Source organism: Alphaproteobacteria bacterium, assembly GCA_004295055.1.
In the GTDB taxonomy this organism is placed as follows: Bacteria; Pseudomonadota; Alphaproteobacteria; order SHNJ01; family SHNJ01; genus SHNJ01.
In genome coordinates, this window is record SHNJ01000031.1 from 211,352 (window position 1) to 230,602 (window position 19,251).

Here is a 19,251-nt window from a genome sequence, read left to right on the forward strand (position 1 = left end):
GTGCGGAATTGGTGCTCAAACACGAAAGAGCGATCATGGACCTGTTCAAGCTTGGCTTGTTTGGTATGGACCGGGAAAATTTTAATGAGGCTAAATTGCCCGGGGTGCTGGATGCGGGATTCTATCAGGATTGTCGTGTGCTGGCGCTGTATTTGCATGCTTATAATTATATGGCCCCTCCTGGTGGGACGAAGGCACTTTTGGGCGGTACTGCTTGCGAACTGGCAAGCTTGAATGCAGCGGAGTTTGAACGGATGGTTATTGAATGCGGCGACCGGTTTTTACGCGAACGTGTGCCAGGCGATGTACGCCTGTTCATAAGGGCCATGGCCAACGATCTGTTCTTTCACGATCTGGCCAAATATTTTGTGATGTATAATCCACGTCTTGCCGAAATCCACAATGATATTGGGGCCAACAGCGCCGGTAATGGCGTGGCCCAGGCGGTGATGATCGAGGGGAATGTACGATGAAAACAGCTGTTGCGCAAAAATCCGCGCCGTTCGAATTTACGCCGGAAAACAAAAAACTGGCGGAATATCATGTCGCCAAATACCCGAAAGGCCGCCAGCAATCGGCCGTGATGCCCCTCCTGGATATCGCGCAACGGCAATCGGGCGGCTGGCTGCCGAAAGAAGCTATGGATTACGTCGCAAACTATTTGGGAATGCCATTGATTCGCGTATACGAAGTCGCGAGTTTCTATACGATGTACAATTTGAATCCGGTTGGCAAAAATCTGGTTCAGGTTTGCACCACAACGCCGTGCTGGTTGCGCGGATCGGATGAAATCGTCGGCGCGTGCAAGAAAAAATTGGGCATCGGCATGGGCGAAACCACATCGGATGGCAAATTCACATTGGTCGAGGTTGAATGTTTGGGCGCGTGCGTGAATGCGCCAATGGTGCAAATCAACGACGATTTTTACGAAGATCTGGATTCCTCCAGCATGGGTAAAATTCTGGACGATTTATCGGCCGGGCGTAAACCGGTTGTCGGTACGCAAATTGGCCGGCAAAATTCCGCGCCAATCGGCGGCGCTAAAACTTTGACAGAGGTCAAAAAATAAAATGCTTTCGGACAAAGACAGAATTTTTACAAATCTATATGGCCAAGACGATTGGAAACTGGCTGGCGCGAGGCGCCGCGGCGTTTGGTCGGGCACCAAGGATTTGATTTTAAAAGGCCGCGATTGGATCGTCGAAGAAGTGAAGAAATCGGGGCTGCGCGGCCGTGGCGGCGCGGGTTTTCCAACGGGCATGAAATGGTCGTTTATGCCAAAAGAATCTCCGGATGGCCGCCCCAGTTATTTGGTGGTCAATGCCGATGAATCCGAACCAGGCACCTGCAAAGATCGCGACATTTTGCGGTTCGATCCGCACCGTTTGATCGAAGGCTGTTTGCTCGCCTCGGTCGGGATGGGCGTGAAGACTTGTTATATTTACATTCGCGGCGAATTTTATAATGAAGCCAAGCATTTACAGGCCGCTATTGACGAGGCGTATGAGGCCGGCTTGATTGGCAGAAACGCCTGTGGTTCGGGTTATGATTTCGACCTTTATATGCATCGCGGCGCGGGCGCCTATATTTGCGGCGAAGAAACCGCGCAATTGGAAAGCTTGGAAGGTAAAAAGGGCCAGCCGCGATTGAAACCGCCATTTCCGGCGGGTGTGGGATTATATGGCTGCCCGACCACGGTCAATAACGTCGAAACCATCGCGGTCACTGGCGAAATTTTACGCCGCAGCGGCGAATGGTTTGCAAAATTGGGCAAACCAAAAAACGAAGGCACCAAGGTGTTTTGCATTTCCGGCCACGTCAACATGCCGTGCAATGTCGAAGAAGAAATGGGTATCCCATTAAAAGAATTGATTGAAAAACACGCGGGCGGCGTGCGCGGCGGATGGGACAATTTAATGGCCATTATTCCGGGCGGATCGTCGGTGCCGATGTTGCCGAAATCGATTTGCGATACCGTGTTGATGGATTTCGATTCACTGCGCGGCGTGCAATCGGGGCTTGGCACGGCGGCGGTGATTGTGATGGATAAATCCACCGATATTGTAAAGGCGATCGCGCGCCTGTCGAAATTTTACAAACACGAATCTTGCGGCCAATGCACACCATGCCGCGAAGGCACTGGCTGGATGTGGCGGGTTATGGAACGCCTGGTCAAGGGCGATGCGGAAATCCGCGAAATCGATATGTTATTGGATATCACCAAACAAGTCGAAGGCCATACGATTTGCGCCCTTGGCGATGCGGCAGCCTGGCCAATTCAAGGTTTAATGCGCCATTTCCGGCATGAAGTCGAACGGCGCATCAATGAACGTCATATGCCCATAGCGGCGGAGTAAATTATGCCAAAAATAACCATCGACGGAAAAGAAATCGAAGTCCCAGCCGGAAGAACAGTATTCCAGGCTTGCCGCGACGCTGGCGTCGAAGTGCCGCATTTTTGTTTCCATGAACGGCTTGCCATTGCTGGCAATTGCCGCATGTGCCTTGTTGAAATGGAAAAAGCGCCAAAGCCGATTGCGTCTTGCGCGATGCCGGTGGCCGATGGGATGGTGATCAAAACATCGACGCCGCAAGTGATCAAGGCGCGTCAAGGCGTGATGGAATTTTTACTGCTGAACCACCCGCTGGATTGTCCTATTTGCGATCAGGGCGGTGAATGCGATTTGCAGGATCAGGCCATGGCCTATGGATATGATCGCGGCCGGACGCAGGAAATGCGCCGCGCGGTTAAGGACAAATATATGGGTCCGCTGGTGGCGACCGAAATGACCCGTTGTATCCATTGTACGCGCTGCATTCGTTTTGTGGATGAGGTTGCGGGCGTGCCTGAACTTGGCGGCATCGGCCGGGGCGAAGGCATGGAAGTCACGACTTATGTTGAAAAGGCGCTGACATCCGAAATGTCCGGCAATATTATCGATCTTTGCCCGGTCGGCGCGTTGACATCGAAACCTTATGCCTTTACCGCGCGCCCCTGGGAATTGAAAAAAACCGAATCCATAGACGTGTTAGATGGATGCGGATCGGCGATCCGTGTGGATGCTCGCGGGGCCGAAGTTATGCGTATTATGCCGCGCCTGAATGAATCGATTAACGAAGAATGGCTGGCGGACAAGCCACGCTTTGCCTATGACGGATTGAAACGCCAACGTTTGGATCGGCCTTATGTCCGTAAGGGCGGAAAATTACAGCCAGTATCTTGGCAAGAGGCGCTGAGTGTTGTCGCACAAAAATTGAAATCCACATCGCCGGATAAAATCGGCGCGATTGCCGGTGATTTGGTGGATGTCGAATCCACCTATGCATTGAAAAAATTATTATCGTCGCTGGGCGTGACCAGCATGGATTGCCGCCAAGATGGCGCAAAGATCGATCCATCGCAACGCGCGGGATATATTTTTAACACCACTATTGCCGGTATCGAACAAGCCGATGCATGTTTGATCGTCGGCGCGGATTTGCGCAAGGAAGCCCCGTTGGTAATGTCGCGCATCCGCAAACGCTATTTGCAGACCGGCATGCCGGTAAGCCTGATCGGCCCGCGCGTCGATTTGACAGTGAAATTCGAACACATCAGCCAAGACGCCAATATTATCGAACAAATTGCGGCTGGCCGTCATCCATACGCCGAAAAATTGAAATCGGCAAAAAAACCGATGATTATTGTCGGTATGGGCGCATTGCAACGCGCCGATGGCGCGGCGATTTTGGCCGAATGCCGCAAATTGGCGGAATCTTGCAATATGATTCAGCCGGATTGGAATGGATTTAACGTCTTGCACTTAACGGGTGGCCGCGTGGGGGCGCTCGATGTCGGGTTTGTCCCGCAAAAAGGCGGATTCGATGTCGCTGGCATGCTGAATGGTAAACTCGAAGTCGTTTATTTGCTGAACGCCGATGAAATCGACACCAAAAAACTGGGCCAGGCTTTTGTAATTTACCAAGGCCATCATGGCGATGTGGGCGCCAGCCGCGCGGACGTGATTCTGCCTGGCGCAGCCTATACCGAAAAAGACGCGATTTATGTCAATACCGAGGGCCGTCCGCAACAAGCCTTTGCCGCGATCCTGCCGCCAGGCGAGGCGAAAGACGATTGGAAAATCGTCCGCGCCTTGTCGGAACATGTGGGCAAAACCTTGCCGTTCAATACACTGGATGAGTTGCGCCTGCAATTAGGCAAGGATCATCCGATATTCGTGACCATCGGGGATGTAACCAGGGCATCGTGGGGAAATTTCGGCATGGCCGGAACGATTGCCAACACCCCATTTATATTGCCGATGCCGAATTATTATATGACCGATGTCATTTCGCGCAATTCGGTGACCATGGCCAAATGCGCCGAAGAATTCGTGCAACAGAAAAAGGTGGCGGCATGATGAACGACGCATTCATTCAAACCTATGTAATCCCCGCCGCGTGGACCACGGCGAAAATCTTAATGTTCGTTGTGCCATTGCTGGTCGCGGTAGCATTTCTAACATTGGCGGAACGCAAAGTGATCGGCGCGATCCAGTTGCGCAAGGGGCCGAACGTCGTCGGTCCATTCGGTCTGTTGCAACCATTCGCCGATGGTTTGAAATTGCTGATGAAGGAAATGATTATTCCATCCGGGGCGAACCGGTTTTTGTTCTTGCTGGCGCCAGTGATTACATTTTCCCTATCCTTAATCGCCTGGGCGGTGATTCCGGTCGGCGCGGGAATGGTTATCGCCGATATTAATGTCGGTATTTTGTACTTATTTGCGGTCTCGTCCCTGGGTGTTTATGGCATTATCATCGCCGGATGGGCCAGCAATTCCAAATATTCGTTCTTAGGATCGCTGCGCAGCGCGGCGCAAATGGTATCGTATGAAGTTTCCATTGGATTTGTGATCGTCACCGTATTGATGTGCGCGGGATCATTAAACCTAACCAAAATTATCGAGGCACAGTCGGGCGGCATTCAAAATTGGTATCTATTGCCACTGCTGCCGATGGCGGTTGTATTCTTCATCTCTGCTTTGGCCGAAACCAACCGTTCGCCATTCGATTTACCCGAAGGCGAATCGGAACTGGTCGGGGGTTATTTCACCGAATATTCGGGCATGAGTTTCGCGCTATTTTATCTGGGTGAATATGCGGCGATGATTTTGATGTCGGCCATGGCATCGATCTTGTTCCTGGGCGGTTGGGATTGCCCGGTGCCGCTGGAACCATTTACCTGGGTTCCAGACGCTGTCTGGTTTGCGCTGAAAGTCGCCTTTGTGTTGTTCCTGTTTTTGTGGGTACGGGCGACCATGCCACGGTATCGGTATGACCAATTGATGCGTTTAGGCTGGAAAGTGTTTTTGCCGCTGTCGTTATTCTGGGTAATCGTTACCGCAGCTTATTTGAAAGTAACTGGGTTATAGGGGTTTGGGTTTTGGGTTTAGGGAAATTTTCCAAAACCCAAAACCCAATACCCAAAACCCTTAGGAGTTATGTATGTTAAACCGCACCGCACGAAGCTTTCTTTTGACCGAGATATTGCGCGGCCTTGCCCTGACCTTTAAATATATGTTCAAGCCGAAATACACCATCAATTACCCATTCGAAAAAGGCCCGATTTCGCCCCGGTTTCGCGGCGAACATGCGCAGCGCCGCTATGCCAATGGTGAGGAACGCTGTATCGCCTGTAAATTATGCGAAGCGGTTTGCCCCGCGCAAGCCATCACCATCGAGGCCGAGCCGCGCGACGACGGATCCCGCCGCACCACGCGGTACGATATCGACATGACCAAATGTATTTATTGCGGCATGTGCCAGGAATCTTGCCCGGTAGATGCGATTGTCGAAGGCCCAAATTTCGAATTTGCCACCGAAACCCGCGAAGAGCTGTTTTATAACAAAGAAAAATTGTTGGCCAATGGCGACCGCTGGGAAGCTGAAATCGCGCAAAATCTGCAACTCGACGCGCCATACCGGTAAGATTATTAACGGCCCAACCATCTTTGTTTTAAATCGGCGATCCTTGCCGCGCCTATGGTGATAATATTCCGCAAAAAAGGCGTTGCACCAAATGTTGGCGTCCGGGCCGGGGCGGGATGCAAGCGCGATTTTGGCGGGGGATCTTCGAAAAGAGATTCATTGTCGCCAATTACAGCCAAATCTCCCGGGCTGTCTTCCGGCACAGGCAAGTCCATGATACCGTAATTGCCGCTTTGATCGTCCTGGGTGGCATCATTGCATAAATCCAACAGTTCAAATGCACCGAAATCATGTCCGGCGTCTTCCGAAGATTGACTGGGATCGGTGGGCATTGTTTCCACAAGCCCACACTCATCGTCCGGCATTTCAAATATGCACAACCCAGTTGCTTCTTTTTCATCGGGGGGCTGGGATTGCAATTTTTCCAAATATTCATGCGCGTATGTTTTTAAACCGGAACGGGTGTCTTCAGGCAAATTTCCACCAGCCCGATCGATCCAGGCGCAAATTTGATCTGTATCCGTGCCGTTCAAATCCGGGTTATTGAGCGTATATTGTTCAATAGCGGCCTGGCGCACGGCGGCAGAAGAATTTCCAGACAACGCCCGATTTAAAATCGGCAACCGGTCCGATTCCCAATCCGGCATGCAATCCACCGGTGCGTCTAACAAAAAGAAAAGCGCAATATTATCAGGAACTGTGCGGCCGGTATTGCTGGAAAAAATCCGGGCCTGCTGCCACAATATGTCCAGCGCTTCGCCGCGATCCATGCCATGTCTATTTGCGGTGCTTGCGCAAATTCGCAATTCGTCTTCGGTCATCAGGCGGATAGTTGTTACCATTATTCACCAGTCTTTTCTTGATCGTTCCATAATTTACGGCACAATTTGCACCTGAAGAGCCCGTCTTAACATCTCAGGGGATATCGTTAAAGCCTTTGCTCCAGGTTGCACATAACGCATCAGGTCAAACAAACGTGAAAGCGCCAGATGCAATCCCACGTCCTGAACGAATTTTGTTGTTATTTCTGTATGTGGAAAAGGCTCTGGTTGTTCATGGTGGGTACAAGGTTCTCCTCGTTTAGGATATTGAACCGCCAACCAAGCGCTTTGTACGGTATTGGGTTCAGGCCATTTTTTTGCTGCCGGGTCTGGACGAGTTTCAAACTCTGCCAGCATGCCTAATAATTCTTGTTCGGGGTATGTGTTGGCAAGATCGTATATCGTTGCAAAGCATCTATGGGCCTGCGTGATTAGATAATTCTGCATCGGGGTTATACTTCCCGGCAAGCCATATTCATTTACGCGCATCGTCACCACCAAATTTTTTGGATTGAGTCAGGTCAGAAAATATTTTGGGAATAGGGGTGTATGGCGCTAGGCGCCAATAATAATCGCGTTAATAGCAATAATGCTGCATGCGGCGGAAATACGCGCTTTTAATAAGGAAGAAGCAATGGTTAATGCTTGCAGCATGAATTGATTAAAACATATGTTTTTGCGATTGTCAATAAACCTGACGCAAAATCCCGGATGCTATTAAAACTAACGGATTTTCCCGGGTAATAGAACCCCTTTTAATGCAAGACCAATTAAAAATCCGGGAATAAAGGAAAGAATCACCCGTTGTCTTTGAAGCCCTGCTTGTATTGGGAATTTCCGCCGCGCATTTTCATGTACATTGTCTTTTATGTAGACCAGCGCATCGCTAATTTCAGTGCTGGTTAATTTAGGCCAGTTATAAATTTCGTTGGCTGGTTTGGATAAGGCGCCCACAATGCCGCCCATTTTGCCGTTCCAATCGCTGCTGCCATATATTGGTTGGGCCAGCGTATATCCAAATCCGCTGTCGCCAGATATACGGATGCTATCTGCCATGGAGTGTAAGTTATCGGTCGCAGGTTGGAATACTTTGGTAACTTCGGTCACTTCGTTGCGGTAGCCCGCAGTTCCGACGTGAATGCCTGTAAAGGCAAGCGCGGAAACTATTCCGCCGGAAAGTATAACGGCGCTCCAACGCAAAATTCTGTTTTTAGGCAATTTCATAACCGCACCTCTGTTATGTTTCTTTTACAAAAACAGAATGGGTTTGTCCAGAATTACTTCAGTTTGCGTATGGTTACTGGGCTTTTTTTCTTGGCTTTGGAATAGAATTTATCTTTTGCCTCATCCAGCGTCGATAACAATTCGGCGCCGACAGTACCACCATCGTCTTTGACGCCGCTGCGGATGACCACTTGGATACCGTCGATATGGGCCTTGATCAATTCCATCAAACGCTCGTCGATTTCGACATTCTTGGCTTCGGTAAAGTCGCACAAAGATTTACAGAAAATCGTAATCAGGTTGTACCCGAACGTTTCACCCTGGCCGCGCAATTCGTGGCTGATATTGTGAATGTTCTGGATGTATTTCCAGGGATTTTTTGGGTTGGCGGTCAGTTGCTCGTAATTCATTTGCAATTGCGCCAAATTGCCGCGAACCCAATCGCTGTAATCGTCGCTCATATCCTGCAATTGCTGTTCGGCAACGCGGAGCAGGGTTGGATCGATCGATCCGGCATCGGCATCCTTGACGCCCAGTTTCGCCTTTAATTTGTTTGGCAGGTCGAACAGCCAGATTTTTGCCTTGGTATTAAGCGATTCCGGACGCTTGCCAGTTTGAATAATTTCCATCTCCGCCATGCCGATTTTGCGGCGGTCAAATCCTTTGTAAGGCAAATCCTGGCGGCGGCGGTCCGGGCCAAAATATTCCCCGTTATAAATAAACTGGCGGGGCTGGTCGATAATCGACATGATCTTTGCCGCCACCGATTTGGTGGAATAGGGCTTGGTCAGGAATTCGTTAACGCCCAAATCGCGTGCTTCCTGAACGTTATGTATGTCGACCGCGCCGGATACAGCAATAACAGGGATAAAGCGATCCGGCGATTCTTCCGATCTGCGCAGCCAACGAATTAACATCGCACCGGAAACCGGGCTCATCAACCAGTCGCACATGATAATATCGATACCGATTTCACCGGGCTTAGTGGCCGTGAATCCAGCCATTTTCAGATGATTGATGGCTTCGCCGCCATCGCGCGCGACCACCAATTTGCCAACCTTCATGCCGCGCAAGACAGAACACAGGGTCGAGCGCGAAAATTCATCGTCATCGGCAACCAAAACGCTTAGTTTTTCTAGATTGTATAGATTCACCGGCTTATACTCATGTAATTAAGTTTCTATTGTGGCGGTTTGCCGCGATCCTGGCAAGCCGATATGCTGTAGGGGAGCAAAAACATGACAAAAATGTTGGTTTATGCCACAGCCGCGGATATCGATCAGGCGCAGGCCATTGCGCGCGCAGTTGTGGAAAAAGGCCTTGCGGCGTGCGTCAATATTTTTCCAAAAATGGAATCGGTTTATCGCTGGCAGGGCGGGGTTCAGAGCAGCGAAGAAATAGCGATGATTATCAAGACCACCGAAAATCGGCTGGGTGAGCTTGAAAAAACCTTCCGCGCGCTGCATTCGTATGATGTTCCCGCCTTTGTGGCGATTGAAATTAAAAAGGGCCATAGCCCCTTCCTGCAATGGATAGAGGATAACACAAAGCCACTTTAAACACACATACAATTGTATGTAGTTCATTTTATCGTTTTATTTCATATGGTTAATGATATGCTTGCCATATCATTTTCATTTGACATCGGTGGCATATGGGTTATAACAGTGCCTCATTTTTAAACAGGAATAAAACCATGAAAAGTTACACGGCTAAGGAAGCAGATATGAAGACCCAAGCCAAGTGGTACATGATTGATGCCACGGATTTGGTATTGGGCCGTTTGGCCGCCTATGTGGCGTCCGGCTTGCGCGGCAAACTGAAGGCGACTTATACGCCGAACGTTTTGACCGGCGATAAATACGTAATCATCAACGCGGAAAAAGTAGCGCTGACCGGCAATAAAATGGAAGGCAAAGTGTACCGTTGGCACACCGGTTTTCCAGGCGGCGTAAAAGAACGCACTGTAAAACAGATTTTGACCGGCGCCCATGCCGATCGCGTAATCAAAGACGCGGTGAAAAACATGATTCGCAAAGGTCCTTTGCGCAATCAAATGCTGGAAAATTTATATGTGTATGCCGGTACCGAGCATCCACACAGCGCGCAACAACCGCAAATGGTCGATGTTGCATCGAAAAACCGCAAGAATAAAAGGAGTGCAGCATAATGGCACAAGGTTTGGAAAGCCTCTCTAATTTAAAAGCGAAAACGGCTCCGGCTGTTGCTGCGACCGCTGCTGCGCCAGTGCGCGAGAAAAAATTGGATAAACAAGGCCGCGCCTATGCGACCGGCAAGCGTAAAAACGCTATTGCCCGTGTATGGATTAAGCCAGGCAAAGGCAAAATCACCGTCAATGGCCGCGACCATGTGACTTATTTTGCCCGTCCGGTGTTGCGTCTGTTGATCAATCAGCCATTGCAAACCACCAAACGCGAAGGTCAATTCGATATCGATTGCACCATCACTGGCGGCGGTTTGTCCGGCCAAGCCGGCGCGTTGCGTCACGGTTTGTCCAAGGCGTTGACTTTTTTCGAACCGGAATTGCGCGGCTTGTTAAAGTCGGGTGGATTCCTGACCCGCGATCCTCGCGTGGTAGAACGTAAAAAATACGGCCGTGCCAAGGCACGTCGTCGTTTCCAATTCTCGAAACGTTAGTCTTTCGAGTCTTTGGATTCTATGCTATCAAAGAGGCAGCTTCGGCTGCCTCTTTTTTTTTAGTAGGAAATTATGTCCGCTGTAATTAGATCATATAAAAAAATCACTCCGAAAATCGGCAAGAATGTTTTTATCGCCGAAACCGCGGCGATTATTGGCGATGTTGAAATAGGCGATCAAAGCAGCGTTTGGTATGGCTGCACTTTGCGCGGCGATGTGAATCATATTCGCATTGGCTCAAGTACCAACATTCAAGACGGTGTGGTGATTCATTGTGCCAGCAAAGAAAACGGCGATATCCCAACCATCGTCGGGGATGATTGTACCATTGGGCATCAGGCGTTACTGCATGCATGCACCATTGGCAATCGCGTGTTGATCGGCATGCAAGCCTGTATCATGGATGGCGCGAGCGTGGGCGACGAAGCGATTGTCGCGGCTGGCGCATTGGTAACTCCAGGCAAAAAAGTTTTAACCGGTCAATTGTGGGCGGGCCGTCCCGCAAAGTATGTGCGCGAATTGACGGCGGATGAGCGCAAACATTTATCCTGGTCGGCGCAGCATTATGTAAGGCTGGCAAAAGATTATTTATAAATGGCGTGGGACGCAAAAAACATTTTAATCGTTTTTGCGCTGGAATCCGAGGCGCGCGGATTATTTTCACATTTTCCCGTTTGTTATACTGGCGTTGGTAAAATCAATGCGACTTATGGATTGATGCGCGCGCTGAACGATTGGCGCAGGAAAATGGGTGCAAATCCCGAATTGATTTTGAATCTTGGCAGTGCGGGCAGCCCGGTATTCAAGGCCGGAAGCATTATCAATTGTACATCGTTTATCGAGCGCGATATGGATGTAACGCCGCTTGGGTTCGCGCCGTTCCAAGCGCCATTCGATGAAACGCCATCGCCGTTGGTTTATGGCAATCGTTACGCCGATTACCCCGAAGCCGTTTGCGGCACTGGCGATCATTTTGTCGACGATGCTGGCACGCACCCATGGCAAGTGATGGATATGGAAGCATTTGCATTGGCCAAATTCTGCCACCGGGAGAATATTCCATTCGGCTGTTTGAAATTCATCAGCGACGGCGCCGATGGCCAAGCCGCAGAAGTGTGGGAGCAGGCGCTGGATCAGGGCGCGAAATTGTTGCGCCAGGCATTCGACAACTTAAATTAATTTATTAGATTGTGAATGCCTTTTAAGCATAAGAAAAGCCAGGAAATTTTACTTTCCTGGCTTGATATAGTATGGGGTGGATATTAAACCACCTTAAACTTCACATACGTTCCTGGCGCGTCTTCGATGGCTTTTAATTTGCCTTTGCCAGGGATGCGTTTGTCGGCGTCGATTTTGTTGCCGGCATATTCTTTGATCCATTGCTGCCAATGCGGCCACCAGGAACCGGGATGTTCCTTGGCGCCATCGAACCAATCGTCGGCGCTTTTTTCAAGACGCGAACTGGTCCAATACTGGTATTTATTGGCATCCGGATGGTTGACGACGCCGGCAATATGGCCTGAACCCGACAGAACGAATTCCACGTCGCCTTTGTAAATTTGCGTGGCGGAGTAAACCGATTTCCACGGGCAAATATGATCTTCTTTGGTGCCTACCAAATAAGTCGGCGTGTCGATTTTACGCAAATCCAACTTGGTGCCTTTCAAACTGACGCCACCCGGTTGGATCAGCAGGTTTTTCTGATACATATTGCGAAGATAGAAACTGTGCATCGCGGCCGGCATGCGGGTAGAATCCGAATTCCAATACAACAAATCGAATGGGAACGGTTCTTTGCCCAGCAAGTAATTATTGATCACGAACGACCAGATCAAATCGTTGGCGCGCAGCATGTTGAACGTGGTGGCCATTTCATAGCCTTCCAAAAAGCCGCGCTTGTTCATGCGTTTTTCCAGCGCCGCTAATTGTTCTTCGTCGATAAAGACGGATAATTCGCCCGCTTCGGTGAAGTCAACCAGCGTGACCAAATAAGTCGCGGATTTTACGCGTTCATCCTTTTGCGCCTTCATATAGGCGAGCAGGGAGGCTAGCAATGTACCGCCAAGGCAATATCCAACGACGTTGAATTCTTTCTCGCCGGTGACTTTTTCCATCGCATCCAATGCCGCCAACGGACCTTCTTCCATATACGCGTCAAAGCCTTTATCGGCGAGTTCTTTGCCCGGATTGACCCAGGAAATCATGAACACGGTATGGCCCTGATCGACCAGCCATTTGACATACGAATTTTTCGCGCGCAGATCCAAAATATAAAATTTGTTGATCCATGGCGGAATGATCAGCAATGGGGTTTTGTGCACTTTTTCCGTCGATGGCGAATATTGAATCAATTGCATCAAATCGGTTTGCAAAATAACTTTGCCCGGTGTCACGCCGATATCGCGGCCGACTTGGAATGCTTTTTCATCGGTCATGCGGATGCGCAAATTGCCTTTGCCGCGTTCCAAATCCTCCAGCATATTTTTAAGTCCGCGAACCAGATTCTCGCCCTTGGAATCGATGGTGGCTTTCAATACTTCGGGATTGGTCATCACGAAATTGGATGGCGCCATCGCATCTACGAACTGGCGGGTGTAAAAATCCACTTTGCGCGCGGTTTGTTCGTCCAAACCATCGATTTCCTTGATCGAATTTTGAATGGTGCGCGCGGTCAATAAATAAGATTGTTTGATAAAATCGAAAATGGCGTTTTGTTGCCAGGCTTCGTCTTTGAACCGGCGGTCTCCGGCCGGCGTTTCAATAACTGGTGCCGATGGCGTTCCGGCCAGCCAGCGGCGGGAGGTGTTATTCACCAAGGTGATATAATCCTGCCACCAATCCATTTGCGCTTTCCATAATTTGGTTGGATCGGTCAACATGCGGCGGGTCATTTCAAAAAATGCTTTGCCCACATTGGCGGGATCGCCCATGCCCATGCCGTTCATCGCTTCGCCGCCACCTTTGGAATGTTGTTTGACAAAATCACCGACCAGTTTTTGCGACTGTTCGGCAATGCTGGTCATGATCTTGGACCATTCTTTTGGGTCAAAGTTTTTGGACGTTTTTTGCTCGGCATTTTGGGACATAATAACCTCAGGAAAACAATGGAAAAAACAAGGACTTAGAGATGTTCAGGATAGCGCATAGAAGTGAATAAAAGGTTAGTTGCAATTACACAGGCAGTGATGCATAACTACGCCTTTGGGGGAAGGTATTTATACCATATATGCCCCTTGGGAAAATAGTCAATTCAATAAAGGCAATAGAATCAAAGGGTTTAGCGATGTCTCGGACACTATGGCGTATCTCGGTTTGTATGTTGTTAGCGGCAGTTTTTTTGCACCTGCAAACTAACTCGGCTTTGGCTTTTGGCGATAGCGGCGTTTCCTATCAAATCAAGCCGCAAAATGCTGCATCGCAGCAAAACTCCCCAGCTGTAAATAACATCGCAGCAAATAAGCCGATGTCCGCACCACCGTCCGCCAATGCGCCAGCTTGGTATAACAAGGCGCAGAATTTCTTTCGTAACGAAGGCGAACCAGTTCCAGTAAGCGCCGCGACACCGCTGCCTCCGGTAAAGACAGCCGCACCGGCCGCAATATCGGAACCGGCAAAGGCTGCAATCCCTGGATTCGCGCCGCCAAAATTTTCGGAATATGCTCCACCAGCTCAGAATACCCCTAATTGGAATCCGATCACACCGCCTGCACAAAAACCGCAAGCGGCTGCGCCAAACAATGCATTTTCTTCGATGCCTTTAACGCCGCCATCGGATTACAATGCGAATGCCCAGAATAATAACGCAGGTCCGTCTTTATCCGCATCGACCGCCCCGGCATTGAATCCAGCCAGCCAGCAGGATTATTTCAACCAATCGCAAAAACGCGCGGCTGGCGCTCCTGTCGAACAACCTTTGCGCGCGCCAGCGCAAACCGCGCCGATGAATTCCTATCCAAATTTGTCGTCCGTGCCGATGCAGCCATTGCAGGATCAATCCAGCGGCGAATGGGCGCGTAAATTGCAAGCCGATCACGCGGCCGCGCAACAAGCCATGCAACAAGACTGGGCACAGCCGTCGAACGATTACATCCAAGAATTCCCAATGGTTCCACAACAAGCCCTAGCGCCATCGCCAGCCGAAATGCCGGCGGCAACGCCAAATTGGTCGCAAACGGCTGTTCCGGTTCCACAAAAAATGGCAACGCCAGTGACCCAGCAAAATGTTGATTCCTACCGTGCCGCGCAACCAGTGCGTTCGGAATCGCCGCAGGCATCCAACGCGCCAACGGTCCATAATGCCGATACGCAAAACTGGCCAAAAACGCCATTATACGTGATGGAAAATAACAGCGGTTTTGATAATAACACGCCGCTGGTTCCACCAACGACGCCATACAGCCAGAATTCTTATCAAGGCGCGAATGATCTGGCTTGGAACGAAGTGCCGCCAGCGACAACACCAGTTGCGCCATCGGCTTCGATGCAGCAACAGGCAACATCGCAACAACCGTCGATTATTTCCTATGGCAATGTGTACATCACCACAGGCGATTCCTATCAACGCAATGCGCAGCCGGATGCACCGGTAACGGCACAACAAAACTGGACAGCGCCAGCGGCAGCGCCGGCATCGAATGCCGCCGCGATGACTCCCGCGACTCCATATTTGAATCCACGCGATCTAAGTCTGATGATGACGGCCGAAGGCACTCCGGCACCGGCCATGGCGCAACCATCTTGGGTTGGCGACAGCTATTATAACTCTGCCAATAATCTGCAGGGCATGCCGTTGCAACCTCCATCCAATGCGTTTGCTCAACAACCGATTGCCGCATCGCCATTTGCAGGATATCAGCCATCTGTAACCAATATGGCGGAAATGGCGCCTATGAATATGCCGGCTCCGTTTGTTCCTCCCGTACAGCAAGGCAATTATTATTCCTGGTCTGACATGACCGGCCAAGGCGGTTTGGTTCCACCGGCTGAAATTACCGGCGCGACCCCATGGAGCTATAATGGCGGCGCGATGCAAGCATATACCGATCGCATGATGCAATCGGCTCCATACACATCTGGCACTGGCGCTCCATATTATCCGTATGGCTATTCCGGTTTTGGTAACTGGCAGGGTGCAAGATCGCCGTATCGCACGCAAGTTGCGTCGAATACCGCCAGCATTCCTTCCGGTACCGGCCAATATCCAACCCCAATCGGTGCGTTTGATACCAATAAACCGGTTGCAACGATTTATTTCCACGGCGACAACTCCAATTTAGGCGCTGAGGAAAATAAGGTTCTGAAGCAATTGACCGATTGGTTCCAAGGCAAAGGCGGCGGTTTGAAAGTCGTGGGCCATTCCAGCGCCCGCACCGCGGACATGGATCCGGACAAACAAAAACAACGCAATTATAAATTATCGTTAGACCGCGCCGATAATGTTGCCAAACGTTTGCAAAAATTAGGCGTTCCAAAAGACCGCGTGATTGTCAGCGCGCATGGCGATACCGAAAAAGCCTATTCCGAATCGATGCCATCGGGCGAGGCTTGGAATCGCCGCGTAGAGATCTATTGGGATATGTTCTAAGCAAAATCCCAAGTCTTTATTAATTTCCAAAACAGCCCTCCCCCTTGTGGGGAGGGTTAGTTATTCTTAGACGCGATAGCGTCTTAGAATAACTTGGGTGGGGGTGCGCGATGATAGCAATTACCCCCACCCAAGCTTCGCTAATTTGCTTCGCAAATAAGCTACGCTATCCCTCCCCACAAGGGGGAGGGAATATTTTTATAATAACAATAATTAGTTCTTACTTCCCGGCATCGATATGCACATCCACCAATTGCCCGACATAGGCTTGCATCGCGCCTTTAGGGAAGGAATATAGGATCTGCAATACGCGTGTATCCACGCGTTCGGTGCTCTGTCCCGTCAGGGATTTTTTCGGCACGACATAAGGTTCAATCCGCACAAATTTCAAATCGGTCTGGATTTGCTTGTTGCCGCGCAGGCTGGCATGGGCCTTGGTATTCGGCTTTACCCGCCAGGCATCGTTTTCATCAATATCGACGCGAATATATAACAAATCGGTGCTGCCCAAAATAATCAGTGGGTTATTGGCGACTTGCGCCGGGGCAAATTCCCCTGGCCGAACGTCGACCTTTAATACTTCGCCATCAATTGGGGCGCGAATACTGCGAATTTCCAAATCTGTTTGCGCGGCGGCCAGTTCCGCTTGCGCCCGTTTGACATTGGCGCTGGCCAATTGGGCCGCATATTGCCGCGATTTAAATTCTTCCTTGCTGACCGATTGCATATCGCTTAATTTCTTCCAGCGGTCGAATTTTTGTTGCGCGTCCAGGCGTTCGGCTTCGGCCACATCCAACGCCGCGCGTTTGATATCGACATTCGCTGTCGCCTCGCGATCGTCCAAAGTGAATAATATATCGCCTGTCTTTACCATTTGCCCGACTTGAACTTTGACATATTTTACAATTGCGCCGATGGGCGATGCGATTTCAATATTCTCGCTGCTGGCCTCGATAATGCCGGTTCCGGATATCGTTTGATCGAATGGCGCCGGTGCGGGTTCCGACATTTCCGCCGGGGGTTTGGGGACATCCTTGCGTTGCTTGGCGACGAAATTGGCGGCGAATACGACACCAATAATGGCTAATACGGGAAGTATATATTTACGCATGGCGGCACCTAATGAATAATTTCTTTATAGTCGGTTGTAATTTTCACGACCCGTCCGTCATCCAATTGCGCGATCCGGTCGGCATATTGGAAAATCCTATTGTCGTGAGTAACGATAATCAAGGTTTTGTTGTGATTGGCTGCGGTTTGTTTTAACAATTGGATCACTTTTTGCCCTGTCTGATTGTCCAGCGCCGATGTGGGTTCATCGCAAACGATAATGTTTGGCTGATGCACCAGCGCCCGGGCAATAGCAACCCTTTGCTGCTGGCCGCCGGACAATTGTCCGGGCAGGCTGCGTCCACGATCGCCAAGGCCAACTTCACCCAGCATTTCTGTTGCTTTTTTTATCGCTTTGGACTGGGACATGCCTTGCAGCAATAAAGGAACGGCCACATTTTCCGCCGCGCTTAGCGAAGGCAATAAATTGAACGACTGAAAAACGAAACCAATATTTTTGCCGCGAAACATGGTGGTTTCCCGCGTGCTCATGTTTTTATAGTCCGCGCCTAATACTTTGCACTCGCCATCATCGCGGTTAAGAATCCCGGCGATGACCGAAATTAATGTTGTCTTGCCGCAACCGGACGGGCCGACCAGCATCAACAATTCACCCTTGTATATTTCCAGTTCAATGCCGCGCAGCGCCGGTACCTTCGTTTCTCCGGAGCCGAAGTTTTTTTGCAGATTATGGCATCGGACGGCTACATCTTTCATGTCATCACCGGAATACTATGCCAGGTTCCTGGCGCAAGACTTTTAGCAGGCTCAAAAATCCGGCCAGCAGGCAAATTATGGAAATGGCGCCAGCGGCGACAACCGGAATTTGCCATACCATTAAAAAGGCGAGGCGGGAACCGCTCATCAGCGTGCCGAATAGCGCCGCCGCCCCAAGCCCAATGCCGTATCCCATGCTGCCGACGACAACGACTTGGGTTGCCACAATACGGAACAACCGTCCATTGGTCGCGCCTAATGCCTTTAATGTCGCAAAATATTTAAGATTATCCAAAGTGAAATTGTATAATATCTGTCCGCAAACCAACAAACCGATTACAAACCCAAGCGCCATCGAAATCGAAAAATTGATCAGAATGCCGGTGTTGGTCATCACATATTGTTTGGTCAGTTCCTGGAATTGTTCGCGTGTCAATGCTTTCAATCCGGTGGTTTGCTGAATGTTGTCGGCGACTTGCTGAATATTTTGGCCCGGTTTTGCCTTGGCCAGGATAAAGGTCAGCATTTTACGCGTTTTTGGCGCATAGGAAAGCGCGCGGTTATAAGTGGTATAAATCAAAGGTTCCCAGAAAAACTTCCGGCCCACTTCGAAAAATCCGGTAATAATCGCTTGGTTGTCATTGATGTCAATCGAATCGCCGACCTGTAAAACTGGCTGCGACCCATCTGGATTCGGTTTTAATTTCAACGTGCGATCCAATTCCTTTATTTCCACCATAATAGCCTGATCGCGGCGCAAATCGGTCAATTTGCCTTGCACCATTTTGGCGGGGCCACCCACCAGTGTCGCATCATCGACGCCCACCATCAAGCAGGTCACGGTTTTGCCATCGGGCAGGCGACAATTGGTGCGGATACGCATTAATGGCACCGCCCATTCAACGCCGGAAACGCTGCGCACCCGGTCGAGCGCGGTATCGGGCAGGGGTTTATATTCCTCGCTCATTTGCACTTCGGGATCCATGACCCATAAATCATACGGGCCGACCGTATCGCGGATGCTCGCGCCGGTATTGTACATTAGGCCAAGAAAAATGGATGCTTGTTGCGCAATCAATAGGGTCGCAAAGGCAATGCCGAAAATCAGCGAAAAATATTTTAATTTATCGCCCATCAGCATTTTCAGTGCGATTAAATTCATGATGGA

The 19,251-nt window shown here is 50.1% G+C and carries 20 protein-coding genes; 12 read left to right on the forward strand and 8 right to left on the reverse strand.

Translation table 11 applies throughout. The annotated features are described in order from the left end of the window. Positions 1–35: 35 nt before the first annotated feature. From EYC62_08615 to nuoI, 6 genes are all read left to right on the forward strand, one after another. A complete protein-coding gene (locus tag EYC62_08615) occupies positions 36–473 on the forward strand; it encodes a hypothetical protein (GenBank protein ID TAH32785.1) in 438 nt (145 codons plus the stop codon). Beyond that, positions 470–1,069, forward strand: a complete 600-nt coding sequence (gene nuoE, locus EYC62_08620) for an NADH-quinone oxidoreductase subunit NuoE (GenBank protein ID TAH32786.1) — start codon at positions 470–472, stop codon at positions 1,067–1,069. Before EYC62_08615 ends, nuoE begins: the two co-directional genes overlap by 4 nt. A gap of 1 nt (position 1,070) precedes the next feature. Next, entirely contained in the window at positions 1,071–2,357 is a 1,287-nt protein-coding gene (nuoF, locus tag EYC62_08625; GenBank protein TAH32787.1) for an NADH-quinone oxidoreductase subunit NuoF, read from the forward strand. A gap of 3 nt (positions 2,358–2,360) precedes the next feature. After that, on the forward strand, positions 2,361–4,400 hold the full coding sequence (locus EYC62_08630) for an NADH-quinone oxidoreductase subunit G (protein TAH32788.1): 2,040 nt from the start codon (positions 2,361–2,363) through the stop codon (positions 4,398–4,400). Continuing rightward, a complete protein-coding gene (nuoH, locus tag EYC62_08635) occupies positions 4,400–5,413 on the forward strand; it encodes an NADH-quinone oxidoreductase subunit NuoH (protein ID TAH32849.1) in 1,014 nt (337 codons plus the stop codon). The genes EYC62_08630 and nuoH overlap by 1 nt, the downstream gene beginning before the upstream one ends. Before the next feature lie 73 nt (positions 5,414–5,486). Then, entirely contained in the window at positions 5,487–5,969 is a 483-nt protein-coding gene (nuoI, locus tag EYC62_08640; GenBank protein ID TAH32789.1) for an NADH-quinone oxidoreductase subunit NuoI, read from the forward strand. Positions 5,970–5,974: 5 nt separating this feature from the next. Here nuoI and EYC62_08645 read toward each other — a convergent pair whose 3' ends face one another. The 4 genes from EYC62_08645 to EYC62_08660 form a co-directional block, all read right to left on the reverse strand. Continuing rightward, entirely contained in the window at positions 5,975–6,811 is an 837-nt protein-coding gene (locus EYC62_08645) for a hypothetical protein (protein ID TAH32790.1), read from the reverse strand. A 33-nt stretch (positions 6,812–6,844) separates the two neighbouring features. Beyond that, entirely contained in the window at positions 6,845–7,279 is a 435-nt protein-coding gene (locus EYC62_08650; GenBank protein TAH32791.1) for a hypothetical protein, read from the reverse strand. Positions 7,280–7,513: 234 nt separating this feature from the next. Beyond that, a complete protein-coding gene (locus tag EYC62_08655) occupies positions 7,514–8,014 on the reverse strand; it encodes a hypothetical protein (protein ID TAH32792.1) in 501 nt (166 codons plus the stop codon). A gap of 53 nt (positions 8,015–8,067) precedes the next feature. Next, the gene (locus EYC62_08660) at positions 8,068–9,168 is read right to left on the reverse strand and encodes a response regulator (protein ID TAH32793.1); all 1,101 of its coding nucleotides are present in this window, start codon (positions 9,166–9,168) and stop codon (positions 8,068–8,070) included. 84 nt (positions 9,169–9,252) lie between these two features. Between EYC62_08660 and EYC62_08665 the strand changes: the two genes are divergently transcribed. From EYC62_08665 to EYC62_08685, 5 genes are all read left to right on the forward strand, one after another. Continuing rightward, positions 9,253–9,573: a divalent-cation tolerance protein CutA gene (locus EYC62_08665; protein ID TAH32794.1), complete on the forward strand. Its 321-nt coding sequence runs from the start codon at positions 9,253–9,255 to the stop codon at positions 9,571–9,573. Positions 9,574–9,710: 137 nt separating this feature from the next. Next, positions 9,711–10,184: a 50S ribosomal protein L13 gene (locus tag EYC62_08670; protein TAH32795.1), complete on the forward strand. Its 474-nt coding sequence runs from the start codon at positions 9,711–9,713 to the stop codon at positions 10,182–10,184. Then, complete coding sequence (locus tag EYC62_08675) at positions 10,184–10,672, forward strand: 30S ribosomal protein S9 (protein TAH32796.1); 489 nt, start codon at positions 10,184–10,186, stop codon at positions 10,670–10,672. Before EYC62_08670 ends, EYC62_08675 begins: the two co-directional genes overlap by 1 nt. Positions 10,673–10,744: 72 nt before the next feature. Continuing rightward, complete coding sequence (locus EYC62_08680) at positions 10,745–11,266, forward strand: gamma carbonic anhydrase family protein (GenBank protein ID TAH32797.1); 522 nt, start codon at positions 10,745–10,747, stop codon at positions 11,264–11,266. Continuing rightward, positions 11,267–11,851: a nucleosidase gene (locus EYC62_08685; GenBank protein TAH32798.1), complete on the forward strand. Its 585-nt coding sequence runs from the start codon at positions 11,267–11,269 to the stop codon at positions 11,849–11,851. It abuts the gene before it with no gap. Positions 11,852–11,934: 83 nt separating this feature from the next. Here EYC62_08685 and phaC read toward each other — a convergent pair whose 3' ends face one another. Then, on the reverse strand, positions 11,935–13,695 hold the full coding sequence (gene phaC, locus EYC62_08690; GenBank protein TAH32850.1) for a class I poly(R)-hydroxyalkanoic acid synthase: 1,761 nt from the start codon (positions 13,693–13,695) through the stop codon (positions 11,935–11,937). A 203-nt stretch (positions 13,696–13,898) separates the two neighbouring features. Between phaC and EYC62_08695 the strand changes: the two genes are divergently transcribed. Then, on the forward strand, positions 13,899–16,256 hold the full coding sequence (locus tag EYC62_08695) for an OmpA family protein (GenBank protein ID TAH32799.1): 2,358 nt from the start codon (positions 13,899–13,901) through the stop codon (positions 16,254–16,256). 220 nt (positions 16,257–16,476) lie between these two features. Here EYC62_08695 and EYC62_08700 read toward each other — a convergent pair whose 3' ends face one another. The 3 genes from EYC62_08700 to EYC62_08710 are packed head-to-tail and all read right to left on the reverse strand — an operon-like array spanning position 16,477 to position 19,245. After that, entirely contained in the window at positions 16,477–17,367 is an 891-nt protein-coding gene (locus EYC62_08700; GenBank protein ID TAH32800.1) for an efflux RND transporter periplasmic adaptor subunit, read from the reverse strand. 8 nt (positions 17,368–17,375) lie between these two features. After that, a complete protein-coding gene (locus EYC62_08705) occupies positions 17,376–18,083 on the reverse strand; it encodes an ABC transporter ATP-binding protein (protein ID TAH32801.1) in 708 nt (235 codons plus the stop codon). Positions 18,084–18,087: 4 nt separating this feature from the next. Next, positions 18,088–19,245, reverse strand: coding sequence for an FtsX-like permease family protein (locus EYC62_08710; protein TAH32802.1), 1,158 nt, complete (start codon positions 19,243–19,245; stop codon positions 18,088–18,090). Between the last annotated feature and the right edge of the window lie 6 nt (positions 19,246–19,251).